The organism is Marinomonas foliarum (assembly GCF_003337275.1).
Taxonomy (GTDB): domain Bacteria; phylum Pseudomonadota; class Gammaproteobacteria; order Pseudomonadales; family Marinomonadaceae; genus Marinomonas; species Marinomonas foliarum.
In genome coordinates this window covers 1-26,151 of the sequence record NZ_QPJQ01000023.1, presented here as the reverse complement: position 1 = coordinate 26,151, position 26,151 = coordinate 1, and the positions used below count along the sequence as shown (strand labels likewise).

At 36.6% G+C, this 26,151-nt stretch carries 23 protein-coding genes; 3 read left to right on the top strand and 20 right to left on the bottom strand.

Annotation, left to right across the window (positions count from 1 at the left end):
- Positions 1 to 8: 8 nt before the first annotated feature.
- From DFP77_RS12260 to DFP77_RS12180, 16 genes are all read right to left on the bottom strand, one after another.
- Positions 9 to 1,175 carry a glycosyltransferase family 4 protein gene (locus DFP77_RS12260; RefSeq protein ID WP_114412574.1) on the bottom strand — a complete coding sequence of 389 codons (1,167 nt, stop codon included), beginning with the start codon at positions 1,173 to 1,175 and terminating at the stop codon, positions 9 to 11.
- Positions 1,159 to 2,046 (bottom strand): GDP-mannose 4,6-dehydratase, encoded by an 888-nt coding sequence (locus DFP77_RS12255; RefSeq protein ID WP_114412573.1) that lies wholly within the window; start codon positions 2,044 to 2,046, stop codon positions 1,159 to 1,161. The genes DFP77_RS12260 and DFP77_RS12255 overlap by 17 nt, the downstream gene beginning before the upstream one ends.
- An 84-nt stretch (positions 2,047 to 2,130) precedes the next feature.
- Positions 2,131 to 3,165: a GDP-mannose 4,6-dehydratase gene (gene gmd / locus DFP77_RS12250; RefSeq protein WP_114412572.1), complete on the bottom strand. Its 1,035-nt coding sequence runs from the start codon at positions 3,163 to 3,165 to the stop codon at positions 2,131 to 2,133.
- A gap of 465 nt (positions 3,166 to 3,630) precedes the next feature.
- Entirely contained in the window at positions 3,631 to 4,233 is a 603-nt protein-coding gene (locus DFP77_RS12240) for a GNAT family N-acetyltransferase (RefSeq protein WP_114412570.1), read from the bottom strand.
- Between the two features lie 21 nt (positions 4,234 to 4,254).
- Positions 4,255 to 5,667: a hypothetical protein gene (locus DFP77_RS12235; RefSeq protein WP_147270558.1), complete on the bottom strand. Its 1,413-nt coding sequence runs from the start codon at positions 5,665 to 5,667 to the stop codon at positions 4,255 to 4,257.
- A 55-nt stretch (positions 5,668 to 5,722) separates the two neighbouring features.
- Positions 5,723 to 6,874 carry a hypothetical protein gene (locus DFP77_RS12230; protein ID WP_114412568.1) on the bottom strand — a complete coding sequence of 384 codons (1,152 nt, stop codon included), beginning with the start codon at positions 6,872 to 6,874 and terminating at the stop codon, positions 5,723 to 5,725.
- Positions 6,875 to 6,877: 3 nt separating this feature from the next.
- On the bottom strand, positions 6,878 to 7,795 hold the full coding sequence (locus DFP77_RS12225) for a glycosyltransferase family 2 protein (RefSeq protein ID WP_114412567.1): 918 nt from the start codon (positions 7,793 to 7,795) through the stop codon (positions 6,878 to 6,880).
- Positions 7,792 to 9,204, bottom strand: a complete 1,413-nt coding sequence (locus tag DFP77_RS12220; protein WP_114412566.1) for an aspartate aminotransferase family protein — start codon at positions 9,202 to 9,204, stop codon at positions 7,792 to 7,794. The genes DFP77_RS12225 and DFP77_RS12220 overlap by 4 nt, the downstream gene beginning before the upstream one ends.
- Positions 9,205 to 9,638: 434 nt before the next feature.
- Positions 9,639 to 10,013 (bottom strand): hypothetical protein, encoded by a 375-nt coding sequence (locus DFP77_RS12215; RefSeq protein WP_147270557.1) that lies wholly within the window; start codon positions 10,011 to 10,013, stop codon positions 9,639 to 9,641.
- A 194-nt stretch (positions 10,014 to 10,207) separates the two neighbouring features.
- The gene (locus DFP77_RS12210) at positions 10,208 to 12,679 is read right to left on the bottom strand and encodes a glycosyltransferase family 4 protein (RefSeq protein WP_114412564.1); all 2,472 of its coding nucleotides are present in this window, start codon (positions 12,677 to 12,679) and stop codon (positions 10,208 to 10,210) included.
- A complete protein-coding gene (locus DFP77_RS12205; RefSeq protein WP_181858549.1) occupies positions 12,676 to 13,659 on the bottom strand; it encodes a class I SAM-dependent methyltransferase in 984 nt (327 codons plus the stop codon). The genes DFP77_RS12210 and DFP77_RS12205 overlap by 4 nt, the downstream gene beginning before the upstream one ends.
- A gap of 52 nt (positions 13,660 to 13,711) precedes the next feature.
- Positions 13,712 to 14,215: an acyltransferase gene (locus DFP77_RS12200; protein ID WP_114412562.1), complete on the bottom strand. Its 504-nt coding sequence runs from the start codon at positions 14,213 to 14,215 to the stop codon at positions 13,712 to 13,714.
- Complete coding sequence (locus DFP77_RS12195; protein WP_114412561.1) at positions 14,208 to 15,431, bottom strand: ABC transporter ATP-binding protein; 1,224 nt, start codon at positions 15,429 to 15,431, stop codon at positions 14,208 to 14,210. The genes DFP77_RS12200 and DFP77_RS12195 overlap by 8 nt, the downstream gene beginning before the upstream one ends.
- Positions 15,431 to 16,225 carry an ABC transporter permease gene (locus DFP77_RS12190; RefSeq protein WP_114412560.1) on the bottom strand — a complete coding sequence of 265 codons (795 nt, stop codon included), beginning with the start codon at positions 16,223 to 16,225 and terminating at the stop codon, positions 15,431 to 15,433. The genes DFP77_RS12195 and DFP77_RS12190 overlap by 1 nt, the downstream gene beginning before the upstream one ends.
- The gene (locus DFP77_RS12185; protein WP_114412559.1) at positions 16,222 to 17,742 is read right to left on the bottom strand and encodes a phosphomannomutase; all 1,521 of its coding nucleotides are present in this window, start codon (positions 17,740 to 17,742) and stop codon (positions 16,222 to 16,224) included. Before DFP77_RS12185 ends, DFP77_RS12190 begins: the two co-directional genes overlap by 4 nt.
- Before the next feature lie 60 nt (positions 17,743 to 17,802).
- Complete coding sequence (locus DFP77_RS12180) at positions 17,803 to 19,200, bottom strand: mannose-1-phosphate guanylyltransferase/mannose-6-phosphate isomerase (RefSeq protein ID WP_114412558.1); 1,398 nt, start codon at positions 19,198 to 19,200, stop codon at positions 17,803 to 17,805.
- A 347-nt stretch (positions 19,201 to 19,547) separates the two neighbouring features.
- Between DFP77_RS12180 and DFP77_RS12175 the strand changes: the two genes are divergently transcribed.
- The gene (locus DFP77_RS12175) at positions 19,548 to 20,198 is read left to right on the top strand and encodes a transposase (protein ID WP_114412557.1); all 651 of its coding nucleotides are present in this window, start codon (positions 19,548 to 19,550) and stop codon (positions 20,196 to 20,198) included.
- 517 nt (positions 20,199 to 20,715) lie between these two features.
- On the opposite strand, the gene rfbD is transcribed toward DFP77_RS12175, so the two are convergent.
- The 4 genes from rfbD to rfbB are packed head-to-tail and all read right to left on the bottom strand — an operon-like array spanning position 20,716 to position 24,139.
- Positions 20,716 to 21,600: a dTDP-4-dehydrorhamnose reductase gene (gene rfbD / locus DFP77_RS12170; protein WP_114412556.1), complete on the bottom strand. Its 885-nt coding sequence runs from the start codon at positions 21,598 to 21,600 to the stop codon at positions 20,716 to 20,718.
- Positions 21,601 to 22,137 carry a dTDP-4-dehydrorhamnose 3,5-epimerase gene (gene rfbC, locus DFP77_RS12165; protein ID WP_114412555.1) on the bottom strand — a complete coding sequence of 179 codons (537 nt, stop codon included), beginning with the start codon at positions 22,135 to 22,137 and terminating at the stop codon, positions 21,601 to 21,603.
- Positions 22,138 to 22,164: 27 nt separating this feature from the next.
- Positions 22,165 to 23,046, bottom strand: a complete 882-nt coding sequence (rfbA, locus tag DFP77_RS12160; protein WP_114412554.1) for a glucose-1-phosphate thymidylyltransferase RfbA — start codon at positions 23,044 to 23,046, stop codon at positions 22,165 to 22,167.
- Positions 23,047 to 23,056: 10 nt separating this feature from the next.
- Positions 23,057 to 24,139, bottom strand: coding sequence for a dTDP-glucose 4,6-dehydratase (rfbB, locus tag DFP77_RS12155; RefSeq protein ID WP_114412553.1), 1,083 nt, complete (start codon positions 24,137 to 24,139; stop codon positions 23,057 to 23,059).
- A 528-nt stretch (positions 24,140 to 24,667) separates the two neighbouring features.
- Between rfbB and DFP77_RS12145 the strand changes: the two genes are divergently transcribed.
- Positions 24,668 to 25,432 (top strand): DUF2235 domain-containing protein, encoded by a 765-nt coding sequence (locus tag DFP77_RS12145; protein ID WP_114412551.1) that lies wholly within the window; start codon positions 24,668 to 24,670, stop codon positions 25,430 to 25,432.
- 89 nt (positions 25,433 to 25,521) lie between these two features.
- Positions 25,522 to 26,088, top strand: a complete 567-nt coding sequence (locus DFP77_RS12140) for an MBL fold metallo-hydrolase (RefSeq protein ID WP_258861157.1) — start codon at positions 25,522 to 25,524, stop codon at positions 26,086 to 26,088.
- Positions 26,089 to 26,151: the final 63 nt, after the last annotated feature.

The following is a 26,151-nucleotide window of genomic DNA, read 5'->3' as shown; positions in this document are numbered from 1 at the left end:
CTTCACACCTAAATACTTTCTATTATATTTATTAAGTCGTTACTGCATTTTTTCCAGCTAAAATCTTCAATTCTCTTTAGACCATTTTTTTTATATTTCTCTCTAACGACCTCTGAACTCAATAAGTTTTTGAGGCCACTTGATATATCATCTACCGAAAAAGGATCGACTAACTCAGCACAATTACCAGCTACTTCTTTTGTGGCACCGAGGTCCGAGGTAATCACAGGCGTACCAGAAGACATAGCCTCTATAACAGGTAACCCAAAACCTTCGTACAAGGAAGGATAAACAAAAACAGCCGCAGACCGATAGAGACACTTCAATTGTGTATCTGAAACATATCCACTGACTATAACTTGACCTTTAGCTCGTAATTTTTTTAACTTGGTGTCCAACTCATTATTTTTCCAACCCACGCTACCTACTAAAACTAAGGGGTAACGATCTCTGAGTTCATTGGAAAGGTTGGAATAACCATCAATGAGTCTAGCAAGATTTTTTCTAGGCTCTAACGTTCCAACGCACAACACATATTGATTTTCTAACAATTGCACCGATTTTAAATATTCTACGTCCGAATCCAATTTTAAATGGCTAAAACTTTTATCAGCACCTAAATATAGCGTGCTAACCTTAGCAGCATAACTAGGATACAGGCTGCATAATTCATCTTTGATAAAATTCGAATCGACTAAAATATGATCAGAGACTTGTAAAGTACGTACTAACATTTTCTTTAAGTAACGCACTCTTTCCTCAGGGTGAAAATCAGGATGGGAAACAAAAGATAAATCATGAATTGTCGTTATCGTCTTACCAGGATATTTTATTGGGACGAAACTTGGTTCAAAATAAATATAGCCAGATTTCGATAACACTTTTAGACGCTTATTTAGAATAAAAGACAATATCATATGTTTCAAAAAATATGTTCCTGGTACATTTCGTAAAGTCTCGACAAAATATTTTTTTATGCTGCCTGTATTGTCCACCTTACTCTTATCTATATCTCCTAAGAACTTAGAAATTTCTTTTCCTCTCAGCAATCTGGCATGTCGAATACCAACAACATCGTGCCCAGTATCAATTAATTCTTGCAGTATATTTTTAGTATAATACCCAATTCCAGTTAAAGGACGCTTAATAGCATTAAGATTAACAATTATTTTCATGGTACATATCAGTCAGTGTTTCACTTAATGAGAAAGTCGATTCTCTGTTAATAAGGTTTAATATTTTACTATTATTACCGCCTAGTGTTTTTATCTCATTCTTTCTCAAAAATTGAGGGTTAATTTTCACTTCTATGTTGTAGCCAGCGATTCTTTGCATTTCTTCAATAATATATGACAAAGAATATACCGAGCCAGAGCATAAGTTCACAATATCAGAGCGGGCTCCAGACTCAAGTAGATCAACGTAATAAGCACTAATATCCCTGACATCACTAAAGTCACGATAAACATCAAGATTACCCAGCTCTATCACCTTCTCACCACGTTGAAAATGACCAACTATTTTAGGCACTAAGAACTTAGCGTCCTGCCCAGGCCCCGTGTAATTAAACGGTCGAGTAATCAAAATTGGAAACTTATCAAACCAAAGCTTGCACATATGCTCCATAGCAAGTTTACTCATGGCATAATGGTTGACAGGGGCAGGTGCTTGTTCCTCAGAAATCAGCCTTAATTCTGGATTACCATAAATATTTGCGCTACTAGAAATAATCACTTTAGATAAGTCTAAACCTAGCTCGTCACAAGACTCTAAGATATTAAGAGTTGAAAATAGGTTCACATCATAAAATGCTCTAGCATCGTCATGAGCAACAAAAGACAAGGCAGCTAAATGAATAATATAATTTGGCTTGATATCACAGAAGCAAGTCTTAATTGAATTTTTATTAGATAAGTCACACTCAACTTGATTTTCATTCACTTTCTTACGAACAAGCTCAGTAACGTTATATCCTCGAGCAATTAATTCCGCTACGACATAACGGCCGGTAAAGCCATTTGAACCGGTTACTATCACCTTCTTCATTTTAAAACCTCGTGACACTTTCAAAAAATAATAAAGGCGACTATAAGTCGCCTTTAATAATAAATATAAAACATAGTACAAAGATTAAAACGAAAAGCCTATTTCGTTACGCTTTAGATCCGCATCTACCATCATCTTACAAAGTTCTTCTAATGTCGTTGTCGGTTTCCACCCAAGTTCTTTTTCAGCTTTTTCAGGGTTACCAATCAATAACTCAACTTCAGCAGGACGATAGAATTTCGGATTTACTTTTACTATAACTTTACCCGTTGCCTGATCAGTCGCTATCTCAGATTCCTCTGATCCTGACCACTCTAAAGCGATATCTGCCGCTTTAAAGGCCATAGTGACAAAATCACGAACTGTTTCAGTCCGATTTGTTGCCAATACATAAGAGTCTGCTTTATCGGCTTGTAGCATACGCCACATACCTTCTACGTAATCTTTAGCAAAGCCCCAATCACGCTTGGCATCCATGTTACCTAATTCAAGAACGTCTTGTTTGCCCAGCTTAATCTTAGCAACAGTATCTGTGATCTTACGAGTAACAAACTCTTGTCCACGCAGAGGAGACTCATGATTAAATAAAATACCACTTGTTGCAAAAATATCATAAGACTCACGATAGTTAATCACCATCCAGTGGGCGTACAACTTGGCCACACCATAAGGACTACGTGGATAAAACGGTGTTGACTCACGCTGAGGGATTTCTTGAACCTTACCAAACATCTCAGAAGTAGAAGCTTGATAAAAACGAATTTTAGGGTTAACAATTCGAATAGCTTCTAGAAGATTCACAGGACCTAGTCCTGTAATCTCTGCGGTAGTAATAGGCTGATCAAATGAGACGCCAACAAAACTCTGTGCCGCTAAGTTGTATATTTCAGTCGGTTTAGTATCTTGCAAAAGACGTATGCTAGAAGAAAGATCTGTTAGATCATACTCAACAAGATGAAGATTTGGATCATTTTTTATACCCAACTCTTCTATACGCCAAAAATTTACGGAGCTAGTACGACGATAAGTGCCGTATACTGAATACCCTTTACTTAAAAGAAGCTGAGCTAGGTATGCTCCATCTTGCCCTGTAATACCTGTTATAATTGCTGAGATCATAAATTTACCTAACTTTAAATTCAATTGAAAACTATATTTTTTTTGATAACATAACTTAATGGAGAAATCAATAGCGCCGAAACTGGATAAGATAGGTATACAAAACCATCTAATCCATAAGAATAAATCTTTTCTGTTATAAACTGTGTTAGTAGACCAGCTAAAAAAATCATTAATGTTGTCGAAATCAAAAACTTAAGAGGACTTCCATCTTTATTAAAAACAAACTTCTTCATAGAAAAAAAATTTAGAAATAAAATAATAAAGAAAGCTAACCAAACTGATATAGCAGGTCCATATTCTGAAAAAAAATCAAACGTCAAAAATAAATATAAAAAAGCAGCCTGGAGAATCCAAGATAATAACCCTATAACTCCTCCATTTAAAAAAAAACGAAAAAGAGAACTACTGAGTAGTTTAACAAGATAAAACCTTATTACTAACCTCACATTCAACATATAAAACCTAATATAATTTATTTTTCAATTCCCAAATAACACCATAAGAAGTATAACCTCCTACATTTGTTTGATAAAGAAATTTTGCAGATCGTGTTCTAACATAAAAATCAACTAAAGATTTATTATGACTTGAAGTAAACACACAATTAAAACCTTCAATCATTGCTTTATATTCAAAATCATTTAGTAAATCTGTACCTATCCCCTTACCTTTATACTCTCCAAGAACAGCAAAATGAGCTAACTCTAACGCTCTACCAATATTTGATTTAACTTTATCTCGACCCAAAAAAATAAGAAAGAAAGATAAAATAAAGGTTTTTAATGCTGAATAGCTAAATATTACCTTTTTAAACAAAGAAAAAAGTGAATCAAAGTTAAGGTACTTATACAAGTGAGTATTATCACTAACTGAAAATATAAAACCAATAACTTTACCACTGTCTAGACATGCAACAGTAGCACATTTTCTTTCAATCAAATCAAGGCACATTTTATATATAAAGCCTCTTCCAAAATAAGTCAGTATTGCAACATTCAAGTCATTCATATAGATATCAACTATTTCATCTAAGTGTTTTTCAGTTGCCTGTTCTAGATAATACATTATACACCATATACTAGAGAATCAATTTAAACTATAAAAACCTACATCAAATTCATCCAAAATGCCAAACATATTTAGACCTATTGATACATTATTAACATTCTCATAGTTTTTAAAAAAATGAATGTAAACACCCTTATTCCCTTGATACATTCTGTAGTCTTTAATTTTCTCAACCCTTACTCCATCAACATAAAGAACAGGAATATGCATTAAAACATCTTGAACCTTATTCTCAATCAAAGAAGAAACAAAAAATATATCCCCTTTTTCAATGCTTTTAGAATTCAATTCAAAGGAACTAAATGCTTTTTGTTCAATATAAACGTCTTTTGCCGCAGATATGAAAGAATATTTATTTTTTATAGGTAATAAAAAAACTGTTATAAGACATAAAACAGAAGCTAAGAAGAGTAATTTTGGTTCGAATCCCTTTACAAAGTAAAATAAAAGAACCAAAAAAACAGCTTTATAATAATGCAGAAGAAGAAATCTCATAAAGTTGTGAAGACCAAAATCACTAAAGGCCAAATAAATCAACAACCATAAAATAGAAGCTATAATTGGAAATATTGCCTTAGTAAAAAAACCATAGATAAAAGTAAAAAGTAACAATAAAAACAAGAACTGTGATTCTTTAAACGTAGAAATACTTAATCGACCCCAAGAGTCACCCCCAATTAGCATTGCAGATATTTTATACAAAGTACTTTCATTTAAAAAGAAACTATGCTTAGGCTTATCATAAAGACTTCCACCCAAAGAAAAACCATCCATATAGAAATACCAAACGCATTCAGAGATCAAAAAAACGATAACACATGGGATAATAAACTTGAAAATCTGTGCTTTTATTTCAAATCGAGAAATATATAAATATCCGAAAGAAAAGCTCATAGAAAAAATAACAAAATCTTGAGGTCTAGTATGTAAAAGCAAAGAAAATGATAATGAAAATATTAAAATTATCATGTATCTCTTCATAAGATCCATATTAACTAAGGATTTAGCGACATTTAAAATATAAACACAGGTAGCTGCAGAAAATAAGGAAATACTAGATGACCAAGGAATAAAAAATGTTGTAGCCAATATGTCTATATTAATTAGAAGTAAGAAAAAAAAAGTTAAAAAATATACTTTTTTTTTGCCATCAAGGCATATAGTCAAAAAAGTTACCGATATTGAACATAATATAAGATTATATAAATTAAAAATAGTCCCTTCATCAATACCAAACCCTAAAAAATTAGAAAAGCCAAGAGCCAAACCAGGAATAAGCATATAGCCAGGAGGGTAAGCTGAATTACGAATACTATCAGACAGGCCATCGTTAGCTATTCTGACCATTTGCTTTAAATATTCACCTTGGTCGTACCAACCCCACCAACCTAATTCCGTTAGATTCCCAGGAGTATATTTGGAGTCAAACATGAGCACGCTTAAAAATGTTAAAACTATTATAAAAATAGCGAAAAAGATATTAGATCTAATCATTGTACTTTGCTTCTATCATTGCGTTAACAATAAACATGAAAGATGGATGATACACGGGTAATATATTCGCGTTACTACCACCTAATAATATTATATTTTTATGCGAATTAAGCTTTATTTGATAATGGAACCCTTCCCCTTTTTTTGTTTTTTTCATATATAATAAGAAAAAACGTTTAGTAAAAAAAGATTTTAGAACTGAAAATCTATCTAAACCTCTTTGATATAGACCATTTCGATCATCGCTATATGTATTTTCATTCCAAACTTGACCAAAATATATTTTATAGCCTAAGATATTTACTTTTTTGGCCAATAAACCAAACACTCCAGAAATTTTTTTCACACCAAAATCTGAAATAAAAGATGGATCATAAACTGAAATATAGTTCCCATTAATTCTTAGAATATTTTTAATTGGAGAGCCATATGTATCAATTTTTAATTGGTCAAAATTATTTATTTTGCTTATAAACGCTGTTTGATATGGTGTATGATCAATAATAACATCATTACTCTCCAATAACTTCTTATTTCCAGGGACTCCACATGCTAAGACTACTTTTTTAGTTATTATCTTTTCTTTTCCATCAATATCTAGCTCTACACCTTCTTCTATTTCTTTGAGAGAGGTAACATTATAACCCTTAAGTAAATCAACTGATTTTAAGTCAAGTAATTCAGAGATATCCTCATGCAATGAAAGCTGTGAGTTCTCCCAACCATGAAGAAAATCGGAATCCATTACATAAACAGTTTTATTATCAAGATTAATTTGATGTATTTTATGACGTTTTTTTAATTTGTTAATTAGAACTTCAACTGTTTCATCATATATTTCTCGTGAAACATGATTAACAGTTGAATACATTGAAATATAATCTTCATAGCCTCCATTAACCAAAACACCTCCCCAACAATTACTCAATCCACCAAATGAGCTGGTTATTGGGAACTCATCATCACTCAATAAAACATGTGAAAAATTCCCATTACTTAATTTCACATGTTTTATTGAAAACTTGTGATTAAGTTCAATACCAACCGATGTTATAAGTAGTCTTTTTTTCTTATTTTTAAGACCACTTAAATAACCATAAGAAGATGGGCCGGAGCCTATAATAACCTCATCATAGATTGTCACAATCTATCGCCTCATTATATTTTTTTCTATGCGACGTAAACGACTTTCAACTATACCTGTTAATAACAGCTGTATTCCTGTAGATATAAAAATCGATACAACTACCGCGAGTGCAACTGAATTAACTTCTCCTTGATTAACATATTCGAAAACTAAATTAAGACCAAATAATATACCTAAAAGCAGCGATAAAAAACCACTAAATATACCTATCTTAGAAGTAAACGTAAATGCTGTATTAGTAAGTGCAAACCTTAAAATTTTGAATCCATCTCTAAATGTAGATAATTTACTCGGATTGGTTTCATCTCGCTCGGCATAATGAACTTCTCTTTCAGCATAAGAAAAACCATTTTGGCCACAATGTACTGAAAACTCTGTTTCAAGCTGAAACCCATCAGATATTGATTTAAAACTTTTTATGTAGCGTTTTGAAAAAATCCTGAAACCGCTAAGTGCGTCTTCTATTTCAACAGAGCTAATGAGTTTTATTAACTTACTTAAAACCTTATTACCAATTACATGACCAAAACGTGTATTACTCTCAGAATAAGCATTATTAGCTAACCGATTACCGACAATCATGTCTATATTATTAGCAATAAGCTCACTATACAAATAATCAAATTCTATAGCTGGGTAAGTATCATCAGCATCAATAATACCCACATAATCAGCCTCTGAGGATAGCTCTAAACCGGATTTAAAAGCATGGCCTTTACCTTGCCTACCTTCAAAATGAAATATAACCCGTTCATTTTCTTTGGCAAGACGTCGACCAATACTATTGGTTTTATCTGTCGAATTGTTATCAACAATAACAACCTTCGAAACACATTTATTTTTCAAAACATCGAGAACGGTTTTCTCGAGTGCAATATCCTCATTATAAGCAGGTATAACTACATACAAACCACTCATAGTTTAGCCATTCCATTCTTCACTACACGAACAACCAACTCCAATGGATTTTTCTTAATTACAGATTCTGCTTTAAGCAAACTATCTTTAACATCCTCAATATTCGCTAATGGTGATGGAGAAAAATTTAAAATAACTTCTTGATTACTAGTAAAAGCACATAAGCAGTTTGCATCTTCCCATAACGCATTGGCAATTGCAGTTGTGTAAAGTTTTTTAGTAAACAAAGGATCTGATGTAAAATCAACAGGCAAGATCTCTGCTAAGGGTTGTAATAATTCAAATGGATTTCGAAGAATGACTCCAAAGTGAGAACCCTGACCACGAAAATCAGTCACAGGATTAGCTGCATCTTCTTTCCAAGAATCAAAAACGCTTATTAGTAATTTTTCTATATTTTTAGCATTATCAGATACTTTTTCTTCAACTAAAACATTACAGCTCTCTAAAACTGTTGCACATTCTTCACCGAAGCTATTGTAAGTTGTAGAGTGCGTCAATGCACCGGATATACTTCCGTACGCCTCTTCAAACACTGACTCTTTAGTTAAATAAGCGCTAGTACTCGCTTTTCCCCCTCCTAACGCCTTTGAAACACATAAAACATCAGGAGCCACTCCATATTTATGAAAGTAAAAATCATAACCACACTTACCAAAACCACTATAAATTTCATCAAATACTAAAGATATTTTATGCTTATCACATATTTCTCTTAGCTCTTTCAAGTACGCAGACGAATTTTCAGTTAAGGTTGAACAACTAAAAGGCTCAACAAATATTGCATACACATTCTCGGCACCCGCACTTTCTAAAATTGATTTTATAGAATCTATATTATTAAAATCATATTCCATAGTACCTGGAATTCTTTGAAAGAAAAAGCGGCCTTTCCCTCCTACAAAATTATCGCCGGCACTAATAGAACCAGCACCTAAAGTTTTTCCATGAAATGATCGATTAGAATGTAAAACTATTTTTCTTTTACCTTTGTGACGCTTATATGTGATTTTCAACGCGCCATCGACAGACTCTGCGCCACTATTACAGAAAAAACTATAATTTAATCCATGCCCAACAACATCAGCCAAGTTTTTTGAAGCAGCAGCTAAAAATGGATTGAAATAGCTTTTATGAATTTCAGGTCTCATCGTTTCCGAAAACTTTCTTCTAACTTCTAGTATTCGTGGATGATTATGACCATAATTGGCAACACCAAGTCCACCAGTAAAATCAAATATTTTTTTCCCTGAATCTGTCTCTAAAAAAGAACCTTGAGCCTTAGTTATAACTTCTTGGCCAAACTTAAACTTTTTATAAACATCTGGTAACTTTTTATTAGAAAATTCTCTATATAGATCATAGATATCTTCAATTTTCAAACTCTGAGCTTCTTCAAAAGTGAACATTTTAACATACTCCGTATTAAATTTTATTAATTCCAAACATTTTCATTATTTAAAACATAAAAACGCTATTCTCATTACTCTTAATATCGAATTGATTTTGGTTTTAATATTTTTATTTCGTGCGATTGTTACAAAAAAAATTTTAGCTTTTTAAAGACAGACTGTGGCTTTATTAACAAATACGACTAAAAAAGTAATTATCTGAAATTCTATTTTATGTATGATTCAAGTTATGAGATTTAAATAAATAATACAGGAGTGACTTTAGATGATATTATATCTAAACTAAAATATCGCTATTATTAACTTCTCAAGATTATTAAGCTCTCATGCTTGTAGTATAATAAAAACCACCACGGAAAACATCAAATAAATATACACTTTTACAAGGCTCATATTTATCGATATCGCTCAAAAAATTATCAATAGAAACATTAACTCCTCGATATTTCAAATTCTCTTATCCCGTAATACAATACTCTTTCGTCATCATTCATATTGAGCTCTTTTGGCGACAGACCTTTAGCACCTTGAATTTTAATAACCAAAATGCCTTCTATATTTTCTTGAAACTTATATTTAAAAAAACCATCGTCGAAATTAAAAAATGTTTTTCCTATAAATACATTATTTACATAAAAAAAAGCCTGCGCTTTAGAAAGTTGACTTTCTTGCAGAACACTGCCATCAATCTTGATTTCATATAAATCATCTTTTAAATATGGGGTTTTTAAAGAACTATCACTACTATTTGACCAAACGCCCCAGGTTTCAACAATATCAAAACCATCACTTAAAACATATGACAACGATATCCCCTTAAAAACTATCGATTTTTCTATGGTTTTTAGTGTACCAGAGGGTTCGCCATATACTTTAATTTTATATGTCACCAATTCAGATATAGAGTACAAAATTAAAATGGAAATAGAAGACAGAAACAACCTATTAAAAATTAAATATCTCAAAAAAATAAACACATTATATTTCCATTTTAAAACTATTAATGAGAGCAAGACCGAACAGCACATGAAAACAATCGATTAGCACTATTTTCCCAAGAAATATATTCTATGCCTGATGATTTTATATGTTCATTGCTATCATATAAATCAGTCCAGTTTAGAATTTCTTCAGCCAAACGTTTAAAGCTTATTTTCGAATTAAAATAGTAGGCATTATCACCTGCAACTTCTTTAAAAACGGGTAAATCTCTAGCAATAATAGGTAAGCCATACTGCGCAGCCTCGATTAAAGGTAACCCAAAGCCTTCACCATAGGATGCGGCAATTAAAGCTAGTGAGTTCTGATACAATATATTCAATTGATCATCAGCAACATTATTTAGCCAAAAAATCTTACCTGATTTAGAATTAAGATATTTAAGTCTTTTGATTAGCTCATCAGAATTCCAGCCAGCCTTACCTACAATAATTAAATTATATTCAGTTTTATATTTCAAAAACTCTTCGAATGCATCAAGTACCTGGAGATGTCCTTTCCTTGGCTCAATAGTCCCAACCATTAAGAATGTTTTAGAAAGTTCCAAACCGTTAAAACTTTCAACAAAAACACGTTCTACTTGTTCAAAATCAGCACCTAAATGAAAATAATCAATTTTCTGTTCAAGTTTTCTATAAACACTGGAGTCTTTATTTTCTTTATATTTAATGTAATCTTCAGCAACAGCCCCAGAAATACATAAAACATTATCGGCACATTCTGTAACCATATTCAACCATTCAGGAAATACATGACTTATACCTTCGTGAAAAAAGTTAGGCATTAAAACCGGCAAGATATCATATACTACTATTGAAATATTAACGCCTCGAGCGCGCCATTCTAAATATATTTTTTTGGCACATTCTGCCTTATCAGCAATTAAGTCTAATCCTAAAAATATATCTCCTTTTAGTGGAGTGACAACCCCAACATCATCCATTTTATCAATAGTATTGTTATAATATTCCGTTGCATACTCATACCATCCTTTACCCACCAGTTTAATTAGCTTTACTTTGCTTCGATGATTTTTAGGGATATTATTAATAATTGAACGAACAACTCTCTGAATTCCAGTTTTGGCATCATGCTCAACAATAGCCGTTACATCAATGAAAATATTAGGTTCTTTTTTTGGATATAATAGTTCTATTAATTTTGCAGATTTAATATAATCAAAATCATTATAGTTAACTGAAGCTGACTTAAAACGTTTTAAAAGATCATCGCTTAGATTGAATCTTTTTACTTGACTATCTCCAAAAGGAGTTAATGTTTCTATATATTTTATTACTCTAGCACATGTTTTATCCCATGAAAACTGAGTTCTCTGTATTTTTGCATTTTGCTTTAAACGTTTGTAAAAAAACTCATCAGTTAAAGCTTTAAACATAGACGTAGCAATATCATTAGGATCATTAGGGTCAAATAATGCCTCATCAAAATTAATCACTTCTGGAATACTTGTTATATTAGATCCAATAACAGCAGCATCGCAACACATAGCTTCTAGGCAAGGCAATCCGAAACCTTCATGTAATGATGGAAAAACAAATAGCTTACACCGACTATATAAATCAACTAACTCTTCATCGCTGATATAACCAGTTAATATAAAATCACTTTCTATTAATCCAGACCTTCTAGCTAAAGATACCATTTCAAACATTTTTGTATCATCAACTTGAGAAACAATAACCAATTTAATTGAAGATTTTAGTTTCTTCTTCAAAAGGCTAAAAGATTCAAACATGCCTTTTAAGTTTTTTCTTGGGTCCAAGTTTGCGGTGTACAAAATATAATCAGCATCTGGCACTCTTTCTCTAGAAACAGCTGATCTAGCTCTGTCACTTTGGAAGACAGGTGATACAGCTGAAGAAATTGTAATTATTTTGGACTCATCGATATTTAGGTGCGCTATCGCTTCTAATCTAGAGGCTTCCGAAATGGCAAATAAAATGTCGACATCATCTTGCAATGATTTTATTTTTTTGTAGTACCATTTCTTGACATATGGATTTATTAAATATTCTTTTTGATTTAATAAAGGAATAAGATCATACAAAATAACACCGACTTGACCACGTATGTGAGGTATAGAAGTTAATGCCATATCCCCAATACCCTCAAAAAAACTTGTGATGATAAATAAATCTGGATCAAGATTTTTTATGAACTCCTCTCTAATTAATGCAGCACCTTCATATAAATAATCATTACCTTCAAGTACAGGCGTGTGTAAACCACAATTTAGGGTATGAACATTAGAACAGCCTATTTTTTTTTCAAAAATAGCCATTAATTCTAAAGTTTCACTTTGAAAATCAGCATTTAATAAAAGATGGAAATCAATATTACTATTTTCATTTTCAATTAATCCATTAAATAGATCAAGAGAATATCTTCCGATACCTCTAATTCTACTAGGACTTTGACAGGATTGAAGATCAACTAGAACTTTAAACTTCATTTTTTCAACTTCTTATATATTTTTTTTGCAACAGAACTCATAGGCACTTTATCATTCATCTTACCATTATATCTGCTATACACACTTCTAGCTTTTGCATCTAAACTGGGTGAATATGACAATATTTTTTTTATAATGAATTTTAGTTTATTTTTAGTATGATCGAAAATACTTTTATTCACCTCAAATTCTAATCTGGCTATTTCATTTTTTAAAAACTGCACTTCATTTTTTATTATATCAATGTCTTTCTTATGAAGTAGATCATATTCTGATACCACATCAAAAAAAGATGAACCAATTCCATTTAAGTAAATCTCATTAAATTTTTCTATGTTCTTTCCATTTTTAATACCCAATACAGAATAATCAGGGCTTACATTTTGTATTATATTTAATAAGCTATCGGAACTTAAGTTACTCCCATTCACTCTAAGAACTTTTTTATTTTTAAAACCTAAATAATCCATAACAAACGAAAGCAATTGATTCGGAATAGGTTTAATATGTGTGGGGTCTATGTAAAAATTATTAGTTCCAACAATAATATTTTCACTATTTGGCGTTTCTAATAGTATTACACCACCAGGCTGCAAAACGCGATAAGCTTCTTCGATAAGTTCATAGGTAGATTCAAAGGGCAAATGCTCAATCATATGAAATGAGCTAATTAAAGTAACACTTTCACTATCTAAACATTTCAGATAAGCCAATGCATCAACTACCTCTACATCGAAACCTGCTTCCAAACACTCTTTAAGCATAGCCTCATCTAAATCAATACCTTTAGCACTAATATCGTTGTTTTTACAAAAAGTTAGCCACTCACCTCGACCACAACCAAGATCTAAAGCATATGGTGATAAAAAACTTTCTTTTACATAATTCACTATCGGAAGGTACTGCTGTAATCTATTTTGAATTACGTCACTACCACCTCTAAAAACGTCTTCAAACTCACGATAAAATTGGTTATTCATATAACGTCCCATTCAACATAAAGACTCAATAATAAGTATTGCTTTCTTAGCATCAATTAAATCTTATCTTTTTTTTCTTTATTTCATTGATTGTAGATACCACACAACCCTCTTCTATTACACCAGTAATAACGCTATTTGCTGCTATCACACTATTGTCGCGTATTTCGCAAGGCCCAATTATTAAAGCATTTGATGCAATCCATACACCTTTTCCTATTATAATATCTCTTCCATCTATAGGAACTTCTGATTGCCTCTCCAAACCAGTTTTTCTATAGTCATGTGTACCAGTGAGCAATGAAACTCCATGCCCTAAAAAAGTATTATCACCAATATATATAGAGCCTGACACTGTATTAATCATGGCATTATTAAGATGTACATTATTCCCTAAAATCAGACGGTCTTCTTTGCCCCATATTTTATAAGTATGCAAATTTAGCCTCTTATATTCATCTGACACTAAAGATGATATCAAATCTCTTGATATAGAAGTTCCAATCAAAAATCTTATAAATTTTGAAAAAAAATATTCAAAAATTTTTCTAATCATTAAAAGCTTCCAATTTACTTTGTAACCATGAGCCACCGATGAATTTTTCTCTATTGCTATTTTGCACCTGGAAAGTTAAACACCGATCTCTCCATTCATAATTACCATTCTGATGAGTTCCGGTACGTGCAAGCGCCGTCGATATTGAATAATGACCAACACCAAGATTCATTGGCATAGTGAAATTAAGTGTAGCAGTATCGTTTTTTCTTTTAGGGCCCAAATCAATACCTTTATCTACAGAAGTTTCTCCAAAGGCTACTTGCCCTAATCTATCCTTAATCATGTAACCTACAGCAAGCCCATCTATATCAAAGCTGACCGAAAGAGATATGCAAAGAGTTACTATCTCTCCCACTCCTACTATTTGTATATTTTCATTTTTACTATTTTTAAGAACAATAGATCTGATAGAAGCTTCTCCAGATCCTGAGATTGTTTGTGTTTCACCTGAACTGTCTTGTATCTGTTTAATATTAAGCCCCTCCGCTGGGCTTAACTTCGCATTATAATAATCCATCACCATTTTAGGTTCACCTATTTTAATGATGCCGCCATCTTCTAACAGAATAGCAGTATTACATATTGCCATAACAGCACTTGTATCATGAGACACAAATAATAAAGTTGTTCCTTGCTTACAGTATACCTTTATTCTTTCTAAACTCTTGTGTTGAAAATATACATCACCAACAGACAGCGCTTCATCAACGATCAGTATATCTGGACGTATGGCTGTAGCAACTGAAAATGCTAACCTTACCTGCATACCACTTGAGAAGACGCGCACTGGCATGTCAATATAGTCACCTATTTCAGCAAACTCTTCGATACTAGGAAGCAATCGGTCCATTTCTTGTTTAGTAATGCCGAGTAACTGACCTGACATATAAGCATTTTCACGACCCGTAAACTCTGGATGAAACCCCATTCCTAGCTCAAGTAATGCCGCTACTCGGCCTTGCATTTCAATTGAGCCAGTCGTAGGTTGGCTAGTACCCGTAATCATTTTTAATAAAGTACTTTTCCCAGCACCATTAATACCCACAATGCCTACGGCCTCGCCAGGTTTAATATCGAAGCTAATGTCTTTTAATACCCACTTTAGAGTATGACGCTTGCCTAAAAATGGAAAAAACCATTCGATTACTTTTGATAGCTTTCTAGGGTACTGTTTATAGGCTTTGCCTACATTCTTAACTGTGATACTGCCCATTAGAGTTCATCCACCATATCGCCTGAATGCTTTTTAAACAAATAAAGCCCAATCACAAGTGATGTAATAGCTAGAGCACAAAGCTGAATACTGTCATTCAAAGTCGGCAATGATTGAGTAAGCATAATATTTTGATATGCCTCAATGAAATGCACCATGGGATTCAAGAAAATATAGAAATGTGCCCATTCAGGTATGATTGCGATGGTGTAAACTATCGGCGTCCCCCAAAAAAGAAACTGTAACGCTACGTCGACTAATTGGCCAACATCTCTGAAGAAAACGTTAAGCACACCAAGGGCAACACCTAAACCAAGAGTAAACAACAACTGAATAAATAGAATAGGAAATATTGCTAAAAAGCTTATACCTGGGAAGTTTCCACTTAAAACCAAAAACACAGTAAAGAGGCTATAAATAATAAAAAAATTAATTAAAGCGGTAATTGCTACGATGATTGGAAGACAAAACTTAGGGAAAGTCACTTTCTTCATTAAGTTTGCATTTTCAATAAATGTACTTTTGGTTCTATTAAGTTGCTCTGCAAAAAAGCCCCAAGCAAGAAGGCCCGAGCATAGATAAATACTGTATGCGAAACCACTGTCATTTCCAGGTATTTTAGCTTGCATTACCTTTGAAAAAATAAGAGTGTATACTAGTATCATTGCCAAAGGCTGTATCACTAGCCAAGCAATTCCTAGCAAGCTTGATTGATAACGAGTTTGAAAGTCTCGCTTCACACTAGCCCACATAAAACCACGGTATTGCCAAATAGTACCTAAATCTTCTTTCATTGACTTCTCAGTTTATTAATGTGACTGAGTTGAGCTGATGGAGTTTTTTTTACGTAATCCAGCACAACATAAACCATGATGTCAGCTTTGTTACGCTGATCACTCTCTACATAACATCTCAACTCTGGCGCATTACCAGACGGTCTTAAATGCACTATGTCATTCGTGTTGAGTGTCATTCGTAGTCCATCGGTTTCATCAATGGCAACTACCTCTAACCTTTCACCTGACTGAGCTATCGCTGCCAATAATTCAGCCTGTTCGTCTTTACTGACCTTAATATCAGCAATCAGCTTACGACTAACGTCAGTCGGAATGTCTTTCATTCGATCACTGGCCGTAAAACGCTTAGAAAATTCATTCGTCAATTGACTCACTGGGCGGGCTTGTTCAAACGACATAGCCAATACAATCAAAGCTGGCAATACACAGTCTCGCGTCGGCAATGCATGCAGAGTTTCGTTATTCACCACAAAATCCGACCCTACCAAGAAACCACCATTTGCCTCGTAACCAACAAGCCTGGCATCTGGCGACTGGTTAAGTAACATGTCCATGCCAGCGATCACATAAGGAGAACCGATTTTGGTACGCAGACTAATTCTAGCGAGCGGTTGTTTTTGCCCTTCCAGCTCTAACACTGTATTGACATTCACAGGCGCAACCACGTGTGATGCTTGCAAATAATCTGCGCATAACACACCTAGAATATCACCGCGCAACCACTCACCTTTTTCATTGGCAATAAGCGGGCGATCTCCATCACCATCTGTGGATATAATGGCGTCCAGTTTATACTCTTTCGACCAATTTAAGCCCTTCTGAACATCTTCTTCTGATACCGCCTCTGTATCAATCGGTACAAAAGTCTCTGTACGTTCTAACGAAACAACCTCAGCACCAAAATGAGCCAGCAATTCTTTAATCACATCACGTGCCACACTGGAGTGTTCATACACGCCAATGCGTTTGTCTTCTAGCATATTAGATGGAAATAACGAGGTATAGCGCTGCTTGAAATATTCAATTGCTGAATAATCAACGACAGGTAAAACTAACAGAGCCGCCTGCTCTGAAAGAAAGTCTGGTAGATCTACCAAGCCAGACATAATTGCCTCTTCATCCGGTTTGCTGATTTCACCATCAGATCGATAAAACTTAATACCGTTGCGATCAAATGGAATATGGCTACCAGTAATCATGACCGAGGGCATATTGTTTTGCATGGCATAAAACGCCAAGGCCGGTGTTGGTACAGCGCCACAAAACACCACATCAACACCAAAAGACTCCACTGCCAACAAACAAGCTTTGGCAATCTCAGGGCTACTTGGACGTAGGTCCATGCCAATAGCGACACTAGAAGCAGAAGGACAAACTCTCTGAAGGAAAGAACGAACAAAAGCAAAGCAAAGGGTAGGAGTTAGATCCTTGACCAAACCACGAACACCGCTGGTACCAAAGGCAACACCCAACTCATCGCTAAGTTGTTTTACCTGTACAGTATTAGTACTCATTATATCAATCCTAACTTAACGAACACTTTCTTAACGAACACTTTCTTACCGATCACTTTCTTAACGACCATAGCGATCACTAAAACGTACAATATCGTCTTCGCCTAAATAACTGCCAGACTGCACTTCCACTAGCTCTAACGGTATTTTTCCAGGGTTTTCTAAAGCATGAACCACACCAACAGGAATGTACGTCGACTCATTTTCGGTCAATAATATTTCCTGCTCACCGTTTTGCACCTTAGCGGTACCAGATACAACCACCCAATGCTCGGCACGGTGATGATGCATTTGCACACTTAACTTCTCACCTGGCTTGACCATGATTCGCTTAACTTGATGGCGAATACCTAAATCTACTGTTTGATAAGAACCCCAAGGACGATGCACTGTCGTATGATACATGTGCTCTTCACGGTGCTCTGCTTTTATGCGCTTCACTATTTTCTTGACATCTTGGGCGTTGTTTTTATCCATTACCAACACTGCATCAGCCGTTTCAACCACAACCAAATCATTTACGCCTACAACAGCAACAAGGCGCGACTCAGAACGGACTAAACAGTTACTTGAATCTTCTGACATCACATCGCCTAACAGCACATTATTGTCAGCGTCTTTATCAGCATAATCGTATAGAGCATCCCAAGCACCAATGTCACTCCAGTCTCCGGTATAAGGCACAACCTTCGCTTTCTTAGTTGACTCCATCACAGCAAAATCAATCGACTCCTCTGGACATTGCCCAAATAGTTCAGCATCGATACGAACAAAGTCCAAATCATCCAAACGCTGAGCATAGGCTTGACTTACCGCCTGAAAAATATCAGCTCGATATAATGCTAACTCGTCCAAATAAGCTTGAGCACTAAAAAGAAACATGCCACTGTTCCACAGATATTCACCAGAATCTAAATAAGCTTGGGCCGTCTCTGCATTTGGTTTCTCAACAAACTCTACTACAGAGAAGTTCTCACCTGAGCGAATATAACCATAACCCGTTTCTGGACGAGTTGGCTGCACACCAAAGGTTACTAAAGCATCTTGCTTAGCCAATTCAACCGCTTGCTTAATGGTCGCTTCAAAGGCGTCAATATCACGAATTACATGATCTGCAGGCAAGACCAACATAAGCGCATCGTCAGATTGACTTCGCAATGTTTCCAACGCCGCCAAAGCAATTGCTGGTGCGGTATTACGACCTTTAGGCTCTAGAACAATACTGGATTTTTCAACACCGATAGACTGCAACTGCTGCGCAATCAAAAAGCGATGATCTTCGTTACAAACCACAATAGGATCCGCGACTTCCAAAGATAAAGTGCGAAGCATAGTCTGCTGAAGAAGACTGTATTCTTTATCCGTCAGCGGCAAGCATTGCTTAGGAAAATGCTCACGAGATAATGGCCAAAGACGACTACCAACACCACCAGATAAAATAACCGGAATAATTTTCAAAACAGATCCTTCGTATATGGCAAAATAATGCCAGTACTTTAACAAAAGTGAGGCATAATAAACATAAAAATGAATTAAAGAAGGACATAAAAAGGAGAAAAAACATACATCGGAAGCAATTAATACCAATCGACAAGAGTATTAAGAAACAAGCCTATCTGACATATTGTCGCCATCCGCCAGACACACTCAAACTATCAAACCTTCCAAGATAGACTTTACTGATAAAGGATAACAAGATGCCCAGAACAGCATTTAGATTTTTAATGATGTTCTTAGCATTTATGAAGCCAGTAAAAATCTGCAGTTACATTGCGTACAGATCCGTGCATTAGAGCAGCAAGGTATTGCTACTTTACATAAACTCCGCGAAGGCTATAAGAAAAGAGCGCAACCAAATTGCCAATCGACTTCGAGGTTTTGGCCGCGAGTATGGCGTTTATTTTGCCTTAGGCATCAACAAGCTTCTTAAGCAAGTACCCATTGCGCTTGAAGATGCTGAAAATGAAATGACGGTTATTGCACGCAGAGCAATATTTAGACTGTTAGAACAACTTAGACATGTGATCATGCTAATGAAAGAGGTCACTGAGGAGATCGAAGCAATAGCAAAGCAAATAGATGCCTGCCAACGACTGGTTCAATTACCCGGTATTGCCTGGCTTGGAGCCAGCATGATATATGCTAAGTTCGGTTCGGCTGAGTGCATCAGGCGTGGCCGAGATGCCAGTACCAACATCGGCCTTGTGCCAGCGCACAGCGGCAGTGGTGGTAAAGTCACGATTGGTAGGATTACCAAACGAGGCGATACGTATCTGCGTACACTGATCATAAATGGAGCTCGACCTTTGGTCATTCACGTTAAAGAAAAAACAGACAGCTTGAGTTGTTGGGTAAGACAATTACTCAGCACGAAAGGGTTTAATAAAACCATTGTAGCTGTCGCCAACAAACTAGTCAGAATGGCGACAGCCATGCTGAAAAGTGGGCTTGAATAACGTCAACCTGTCGCACTGTAATGACGGTCTTTAAAGTCAGTCAATAAAGAAAGTACCAACCGAAAAAGTTAGCAATATAGATTGAACGGAATGAACAGCTAGCTAGCAAGCAAACCAAATGAAACCTGAGTAAGTCTGCGGCTCTTGAAGCCGCTAGTCCGATAAGGCGTTTGGTTCACGGCGAATCAAAGCCGTTAAGGTCTGGAGTACTATCCATAATAAGACCGAATATACGAAAGCTAGCGCAAGTTTGTTATGACCGTTGATAAGTATTGTTAATAAAAAGTGGAGTACGCATGATTCTTTATTAAAAAAATAGGGACGCTATTGTTGCATCCCCAGAGGAGTCGATATACGCCCTACAAAGACTAACAAATGTAAGCTGCACCATCCTCAAATAATAACGAACGTTCATTAAAGTTACCGTTCCTACAAACTCCGATAATTCTTAAACGACAGACTCAAAGAAAATCAATTGGTTAAGTAAACTAGTAAGCCAAGTATTAAGAATAAAAATCTACTTACCCAATGATAATTTTGAAATAACCAAATTTAAAGCGATCACCCATTTTGAAGGGGCAATATAAATATTTTTAAGAGATTCCGTCGACATCACTGAGTACTCAGGACGCTTAGCCGGCGTAGGGTACTGATCCGAACTAATCGCTGTAAGCTGCGGGCAGCTAGATATCACACCTAATTCATAGGACTTAGCAAAAATAGCTCGAGCAAAGCCATGCCAACTGGTCGGTATATCACCACAGTAATGATAAAGCCCCCAAACTAGAGGCTTGTTCTGCTCATGCTGTTCGCAAATTTCTAAGATTGCCTGAGCCAAGTCACCAGCATAAGTAGGACAACCGTATTGATCAGCTACGACACTCAGTGCATCACGCTCTTTCGCTAAACGTACCATGGTCTTTACAAAATTATTGCCATATTCACTAAACACCCAAGCCGTACGAAGGATAATGTATTTCTCGCACGCTGCCGCAATATTAATCTCACCAGCTAATTTGGATGCACCATAAACCCCTTGCGGATTAGTCTCGTCCGATGGTAAATACGGCTCAACCGCCGCACCATCAAACACATAATCGGTAGAGACATGGATAAAGGGAATAGCTAGATTAGCCGCTTGTCTGGCAAGCAGCTCAGTCCCAGTTGCATTTACTAGATAGGCATTCTCTGAGTCTGTTTCTGCCTTATCCACCGCAGTATAAGCGGCAGCGTTTACAAGGATATCTGGCTTTACTTCCTGAAAAACTGCAGCCACAGCCGAAGCATCAGCGATATTTAACTCTGCGGAATCATAAGCAAATAGCTCATGATTCGTGTCTTTTAAGACATCTTGAAAACATCGACCAAGCTGACCATTCTTACCTGTTAGTAAAATTCGCATCTACAACAACTCACCCAATGTCAGACCCTCTTGATCCTTTGCCGACAAAATCGGTTCAATGCCTTCTGGCCATTCTATATCGACAGTCGGATCATTCCACATCAAACAACCCTCATCAGTTGGGTCATAATAGTCCGTGCATTTGTATTCGAAATCAGCAACATCCGACAACACAACAAAACCATGAGCCAACCCCGGCGGAACCCAAAATTGACGTTTGTTTTCTTCCGATAAAATAACCCCAGCCCACAGACCGTATGTGGGTGAATCCTGACGAATGTCGACCACCACATCAAAGACTTCACCACGCACTACACGCACTAGCTTGCCCTGAGGTTTAGTCTTTTGAAAATGCAAACCACGTAATACATTTTTACCAGAACGAGAGTGATTATCCTGTACAAACGGCAAATCAATACCGGCCAGCTCTTTATAGCGCTCAGCCTGAAAGGTCTCTAGAAAAAAACCTCGTTCATCGCCAAATACTTTAGGCTCAATAATAACCACATCATCAATATTGGTTTTAATAACATTCATCACACTTACCTTTTACAGATAGCTTTTTTATTGATAACCATCAGCGACTTTAAGCAAATATTGGCCATAACCTGTTTTTTTCAATGCTTCACCAGAAGCTCGCAATTGATCAGAGTCAATCCATTGCTGGCGATAAGCAATCTCTTCTAAACAAGCAACCTTCAAACCTTGGCGGTGCTCAACGGTTTGCACAAACTGACCCGCTTCTAACAAGGAGTCATGTGTCCCCGTATCTAGCCAAGCAAAGCCACGTCCAAGTAAGGAAACATGTAAATCTCCACGGTTAAGATACGCTAAGTTCACATCGGTAATCTCTAATTCACCACGTACTGAAGGCTTAATTTGCTTAGCAATTTCAATCACATCGTTATCGTAAAAATACAAGCCAGTCACAGCATAAGAAGATTTTGGATTAGCAGGCTTCTCTTCAATACTAATGGCTTTACCTGCCTCATCAAACGCCACGACACCAAAGCGTTCAGGGTCAGAAACATGATAACCAAACACAGTCGCCCCTTTTTCAAGAGACGATGCTTGCTTTAATTTTTCAGAAAAGTGCTGGCCGAAGAAAATGTTATCTCCCAAAACAAGCGCGACATTGTCATCGCCAATAAAGTCTTCACCGATTAGAAATGCTTGCGCCAATCCGTCAGGAGTTGGCTGCACTGCGTAAGTCAACTCAACACCAAACTGACTACCATCGCCAAGCAAATGCTGAAAACTTGCTTGGTCTTCCGGAGTCGTAATAATCAACACCTCATTGATCCCTGCTAACATCAAAACAGACAAAGGATAATAAATCATCGGCTTATCATAGATGGGCATCAACTGCTTCGATGTTGCCAACGTTAACGGATGCAAACGAGTACCACTACCGCCAGCTAAAATAATGCCTTTACGTTTTGTCATAACCAAACCTTTACCCGTTCTCACCGATACGATGTAATTGATAGTCACCGCTTAATACACGCTGCCACCAATCTTGATTGTCTAAATACCATTGTACCGTCTTGCGCATGCCAGTCTCAAAGGTTTCCTCTGGCTGCCACCCAAGATCATTGGCCATTTTGCTAGCATCTATTGCATAACGAACATCATGACCAGGACGATCTTTTACGTAAGTGATCAAATCTTGGTAAGCACCAACGCCATTAGGTTTAGTTGGAACAAGCTCCTCCAACAAAGCACAGATCGTTTTCACCACATCAATATTACGTTTTTCGTTATGACCACCAATATTGTAGGTTTCACCAACTTTGCCCTCGATTGCCACTTTCACCAAGGCACGAGCATGGTCTTCTACATACAGCCAATCACGAATTTGTGAACCATCACCATACACAGGCAAGGCTTTACCAGACAAGGCATTCAAAATTACATGAGGAATGAGCTTTTCTGGGAAATGGTAAGGCCCGTAGTTATTAGAGCAATTCGTTACAATGGTAGGTAAACCATAAGTACGCAGCCAAGCACGGACTAAATGGTCTGAACTGGCTTTACTGGCAGAATAAGGCGAACTAGGCGCATAAGGCGTGGTTTCAGTAAACATAGGCAGCTCACCATCTACTTCATCTGGATGAGGTAAATCACCGTATACCTCATCGGTAGAAATATGATGAAAACGGAACGCGGATTTTTTATCATCCGTTAAACTCATCCAATACTTACGGCTCGCCTCCAGCAAGGTATAAGTACCCACCACATTGGTCTGAATGAAATCACCAGGACCATCAATAGAACGGTCTACGTGGCTTTCAGCCGCCAAATGCATCACTACATCTGGCTGATGCGTTTGAAACACCCTGTCCAACTCAACAGCGTCGCAAATATCCACTCGTTCAAAAGCGTAACGCTGGTCTTGCATAGATTCAGGAATGGATTCTAAATTGCCTGCATAAGTCAGTTTGTCTAGATTAACAACATTATGTTGAGTACTGCTCAGTAAATAGCGCACCACCGCACTACCAATAAAACCGGCACCACCGGTGACTAAAATTTTCATACTATATCTCTATAAATAAATTAAGGTTTAGGGCCCAATCGGCCTATCAAACCATGCCACAATGCTAAAAAATTAACTTTTAAATGCTCCCATTTATTAGATGGGGCCAAAATTGGATAAGCGATACTGGTAGCTAAGGTAAGCAATAAGTAATGCAGTCGAGCCCCAAACGGAAGCAGTTTATCGTGCAGACATAAATACATACCATTACGTATAATAAAATAATGCCTAAAAGGGCTGCGAATAGAAATTTGTTTATTTGCAACTTTAACCATTAAGTCACCAAGGTTATGCTCTATTATCACATCCCCAGTACCATAAAATTGATAGCCTTTAGTGTTAGCTCGCCAGCACCACTGAAGAGAATACTCGAATAAGTCCCATAGACTGTATAAGCAGAGACATTTCAACCTACAAAAAAATAGTGGCACTCACAAACTATATCAACCTAACCTATAATAACCAAAATCATGTTAAGCGGAAATCAGCCATCAGGAAGATGGTTTTCAACACAACAAGGAGTCAAATATGTCGACGTTATTTTTTCATTTCGATGGAACCGACAATAGCCCAAACGACGCTTGCGCACCAGAACACAACATTAGCAGCATCACTAATGTATTAAAATCCCATCTACTGCTCGGTGGCCGCTTACAAAGCCATACAAATACCACATCCAACCATTTACCATACCGCAGTTTTTACTACGCTGCCTTTGCCATCGAATCCGGTCACGTTGCCAACATTCTAAACCGCGCCTTAAATGACTTTAAAAACCATTATAACCAATCGATTCGCCACATTGTCTTAATTGGCTTTAGCCGAGGAGCCGCATTAGCCAGACGCTTCGCCGCGCTCATCACCCCACTCATTGATCGACCCATCATTATTGAAGCAGTCATCGATACAGTGGCATCTATTGGATGGCCAAACCTAGATATCGCAAAACGCCTAGCCAAAACAAAGCAACCCCATTGGCAGCCACTACTCACCATAGAACCCAAGCACCTAGTCAAAATACACTACCAACAACGCCATTGGCAGCCACTACTCACCATAGAACCCAAGCACCTAGTCAAAATACACTACCAACAACGCCGCTTGCGTCCCTGGCGCGAACTCACTCTGGCACCACGACACTGCTGTGTACTGGAAAATGACCAACCCAACCACACACTTTCGCCCCACTGGCACCACAGCGTCACTCAGCGAATCCGCAGTGACATAGGCTACTTCCCCATCGCCTACTGCCCAACACCCGCAATACTTTGGCGCAGCACAACCAAAACTTAAGTCGTGTATTTATGCCACCCTTTCCTTTGTATAGGCTGGGTTTGTAGTTTAATCTTAATTCTTCTTTAAAACGATACATAAGGATTTGTATGTTATCTATTAAGCATCATGGTGCTGTACAGGGTGTGACGGGGTCTTGTCATGAGTTGTTTGTGGATTCTGATCAGTCTGTGTTGGTGGATTGTGGTTTGTTTCAGGGGGCGGAGACGTCTGGGTCTGGGGCGAGCTCGAATAGTTTAGAAATAGACTTTGATCTTTCATCTGTTCAGGCGTTGGTTATTACTCATGTTCATATCGATCACGTTGGGCGTTTGCCTTATTTGTTGGCAGCGGGGTTTACTGGGCCGATTTATTGTTCTAAACCCAGTGCCGAGTTGTTGCCTTTGGTGATTGAAGATGCACTTAAGGTGGGTGTGACGCGCAATGCCAGTATTATTAAGGCGTGTTTAGATCGTTTGGTATCGCAGTTGGTGCCGTTGGAATATAAAGAGTGGACGAACGCTCCTTTAACTTCAAACCATACCACCAAAGTACAAGTTCGATTATGTCGTGCTGGGCATATTTTGGGGTCGGCATATGTTGTTTTTCGGGTTGAAGGGGGTGACCTTTGTCGGCCTAAAGGCACGACCTTGTATCTCTTCTTGATGGGTGTTTAGCTAGCACTTATCGCATCGGGAAATCGGTGAGCTCGTGCGCGACCTGAGCACAAAGATGCTGTT

Excerpts from the sequence above, each read along its gene's own strand:
- DFP77_RS12260 (WP_114412574.1), bottom strand. The coding sequence starts at position 1,175 with ATGAAAATAATTGTTAATCTTAATGCTATTAAGCGTCCTTTAACTGGA.
- DFP77_RS12255 (WP_114412573.1), bottom strand. The coding sequence starts at position 2,046 with ATGAAGAAGGTGATAGTAACCGGTTCAAATGGCTTTACCGGCCGTTAT.
- gmd (WP_114412572.1), bottom strand. The coding sequence starts at position 3,165 with ATGATCTCAGCAATTATAACAGGTATTACAGGGCAAGATGGAGCATAC.
- DFP77_RS12240 (WP_114412570.1), bottom strand. The coding sequence starts at position 4,233 with ATGTATTATCTAGAACAGGCAACTGAAAAACACTTAGATGAAATAGTT.
- DFP77_RS12235 (WP_147270558.1), bottom strand. The coding sequence starts at position 5,667 with ATGTTTGACTCCAAATATACTCCTGGGAATCTAACGGAATTAGGTTGG.
- DFP77_RS12225 (WP_114412567.1), bottom strand. The coding sequence starts at position 7,795 with ATGAGTGGTTTGTATGTAGTTATACCTGCTTATAATGAGGATATTGCA.
- DFP77_RS12220 (WP_114412566.1), bottom strand. The coding sequence starts at position 9,204 with ATGTTCACTTTTGAAGAAGCTCAGAGTTTGAAAATTGAAGATATCTAT.
- DFP77_RS12210 (WP_114412564.1), bottom strand. The coding sequence starts at position 12,679 with ATGAAGTTTAAAGTTCTAGTTGATCTTCAATCCTGTCAAAGTCCTAGT.
- DFP77_RS12205 (WP_181858549.1), bottom strand. The coding sequence starts at position 13,659 with ATGAATAACCAATTTTATCGTGAGTTTGAAGACGTTTTTAGAGGTGGT.
- DFP77_RS12200 (WP_114412562.1), bottom strand. The coding sequence starts at position 14,215 with ATGATTAGAAAAATTTTTGAATATTTTTTTTCAAAATTTATAAGATTT.
- DFP77_RS12195 (WP_114412561.1), bottom strand. The coding sequence starts at position 15,431 with ATGGGCAGTATCACAGTTAAGAATGTAGGCAAAGCCTATAAACAGTAC.
- DFP77_RS12190 (WP_114412560.1), bottom strand. The coding sequence starts at position 16,225 with ATGAAAGAAGATTTAGGTACTATTTGGCAATACCGTGGTTTTATGTGG.
- DFP77_RS12185 (WP_114412559.1), bottom strand. The coding sequence starts at position 17,742 with ATGAGTACTAATACTGTACAGGTAAAACAACTTAGCGATGAGTTGGGT.
- rfbD (WP_114412556.1), bottom strand. The coding sequence starts at position 21,600 with ATGCGAATTTTACTAACAGGTAAGAATGGTCAGCTTGGTCGATGTTTT.
- rfbC (WP_114412555.1), bottom strand. The coding sequence starts at position 22,137 with ATGAATGTTATTAAAACCAATATTGATGATGTGGTTATTATTGAGCCT.
- rfbA (WP_114412554.1), bottom strand. The coding sequence starts at position 23,046 with ATGACAAAACGTAAAGGCATTATTTTAGCTGGCGGTAGTGGTACTCGT.
- rfbB (WP_114412553.1), bottom strand. The coding sequence starts at position 24,139 with ATGAAAATTTTAGTCACCGGTGGTGCCGGTTTTATTGGTAGTGCGGTG.
- DFP77_RS12145 (WP_114412551.1), top strand. The coding sequence starts at position 24,668 with ATGTCGACGTTATTTTTTCATTTCGATGGAACCGACAATAGCCCAAAC.
- DFP77_RS12140 (WP_258861157.1), top strand. The coding sequence starts at position 25,522 with ATGTTATCTATTAAGCATCATGGTGCTGTACAGGGTGTGACGGGGTCT.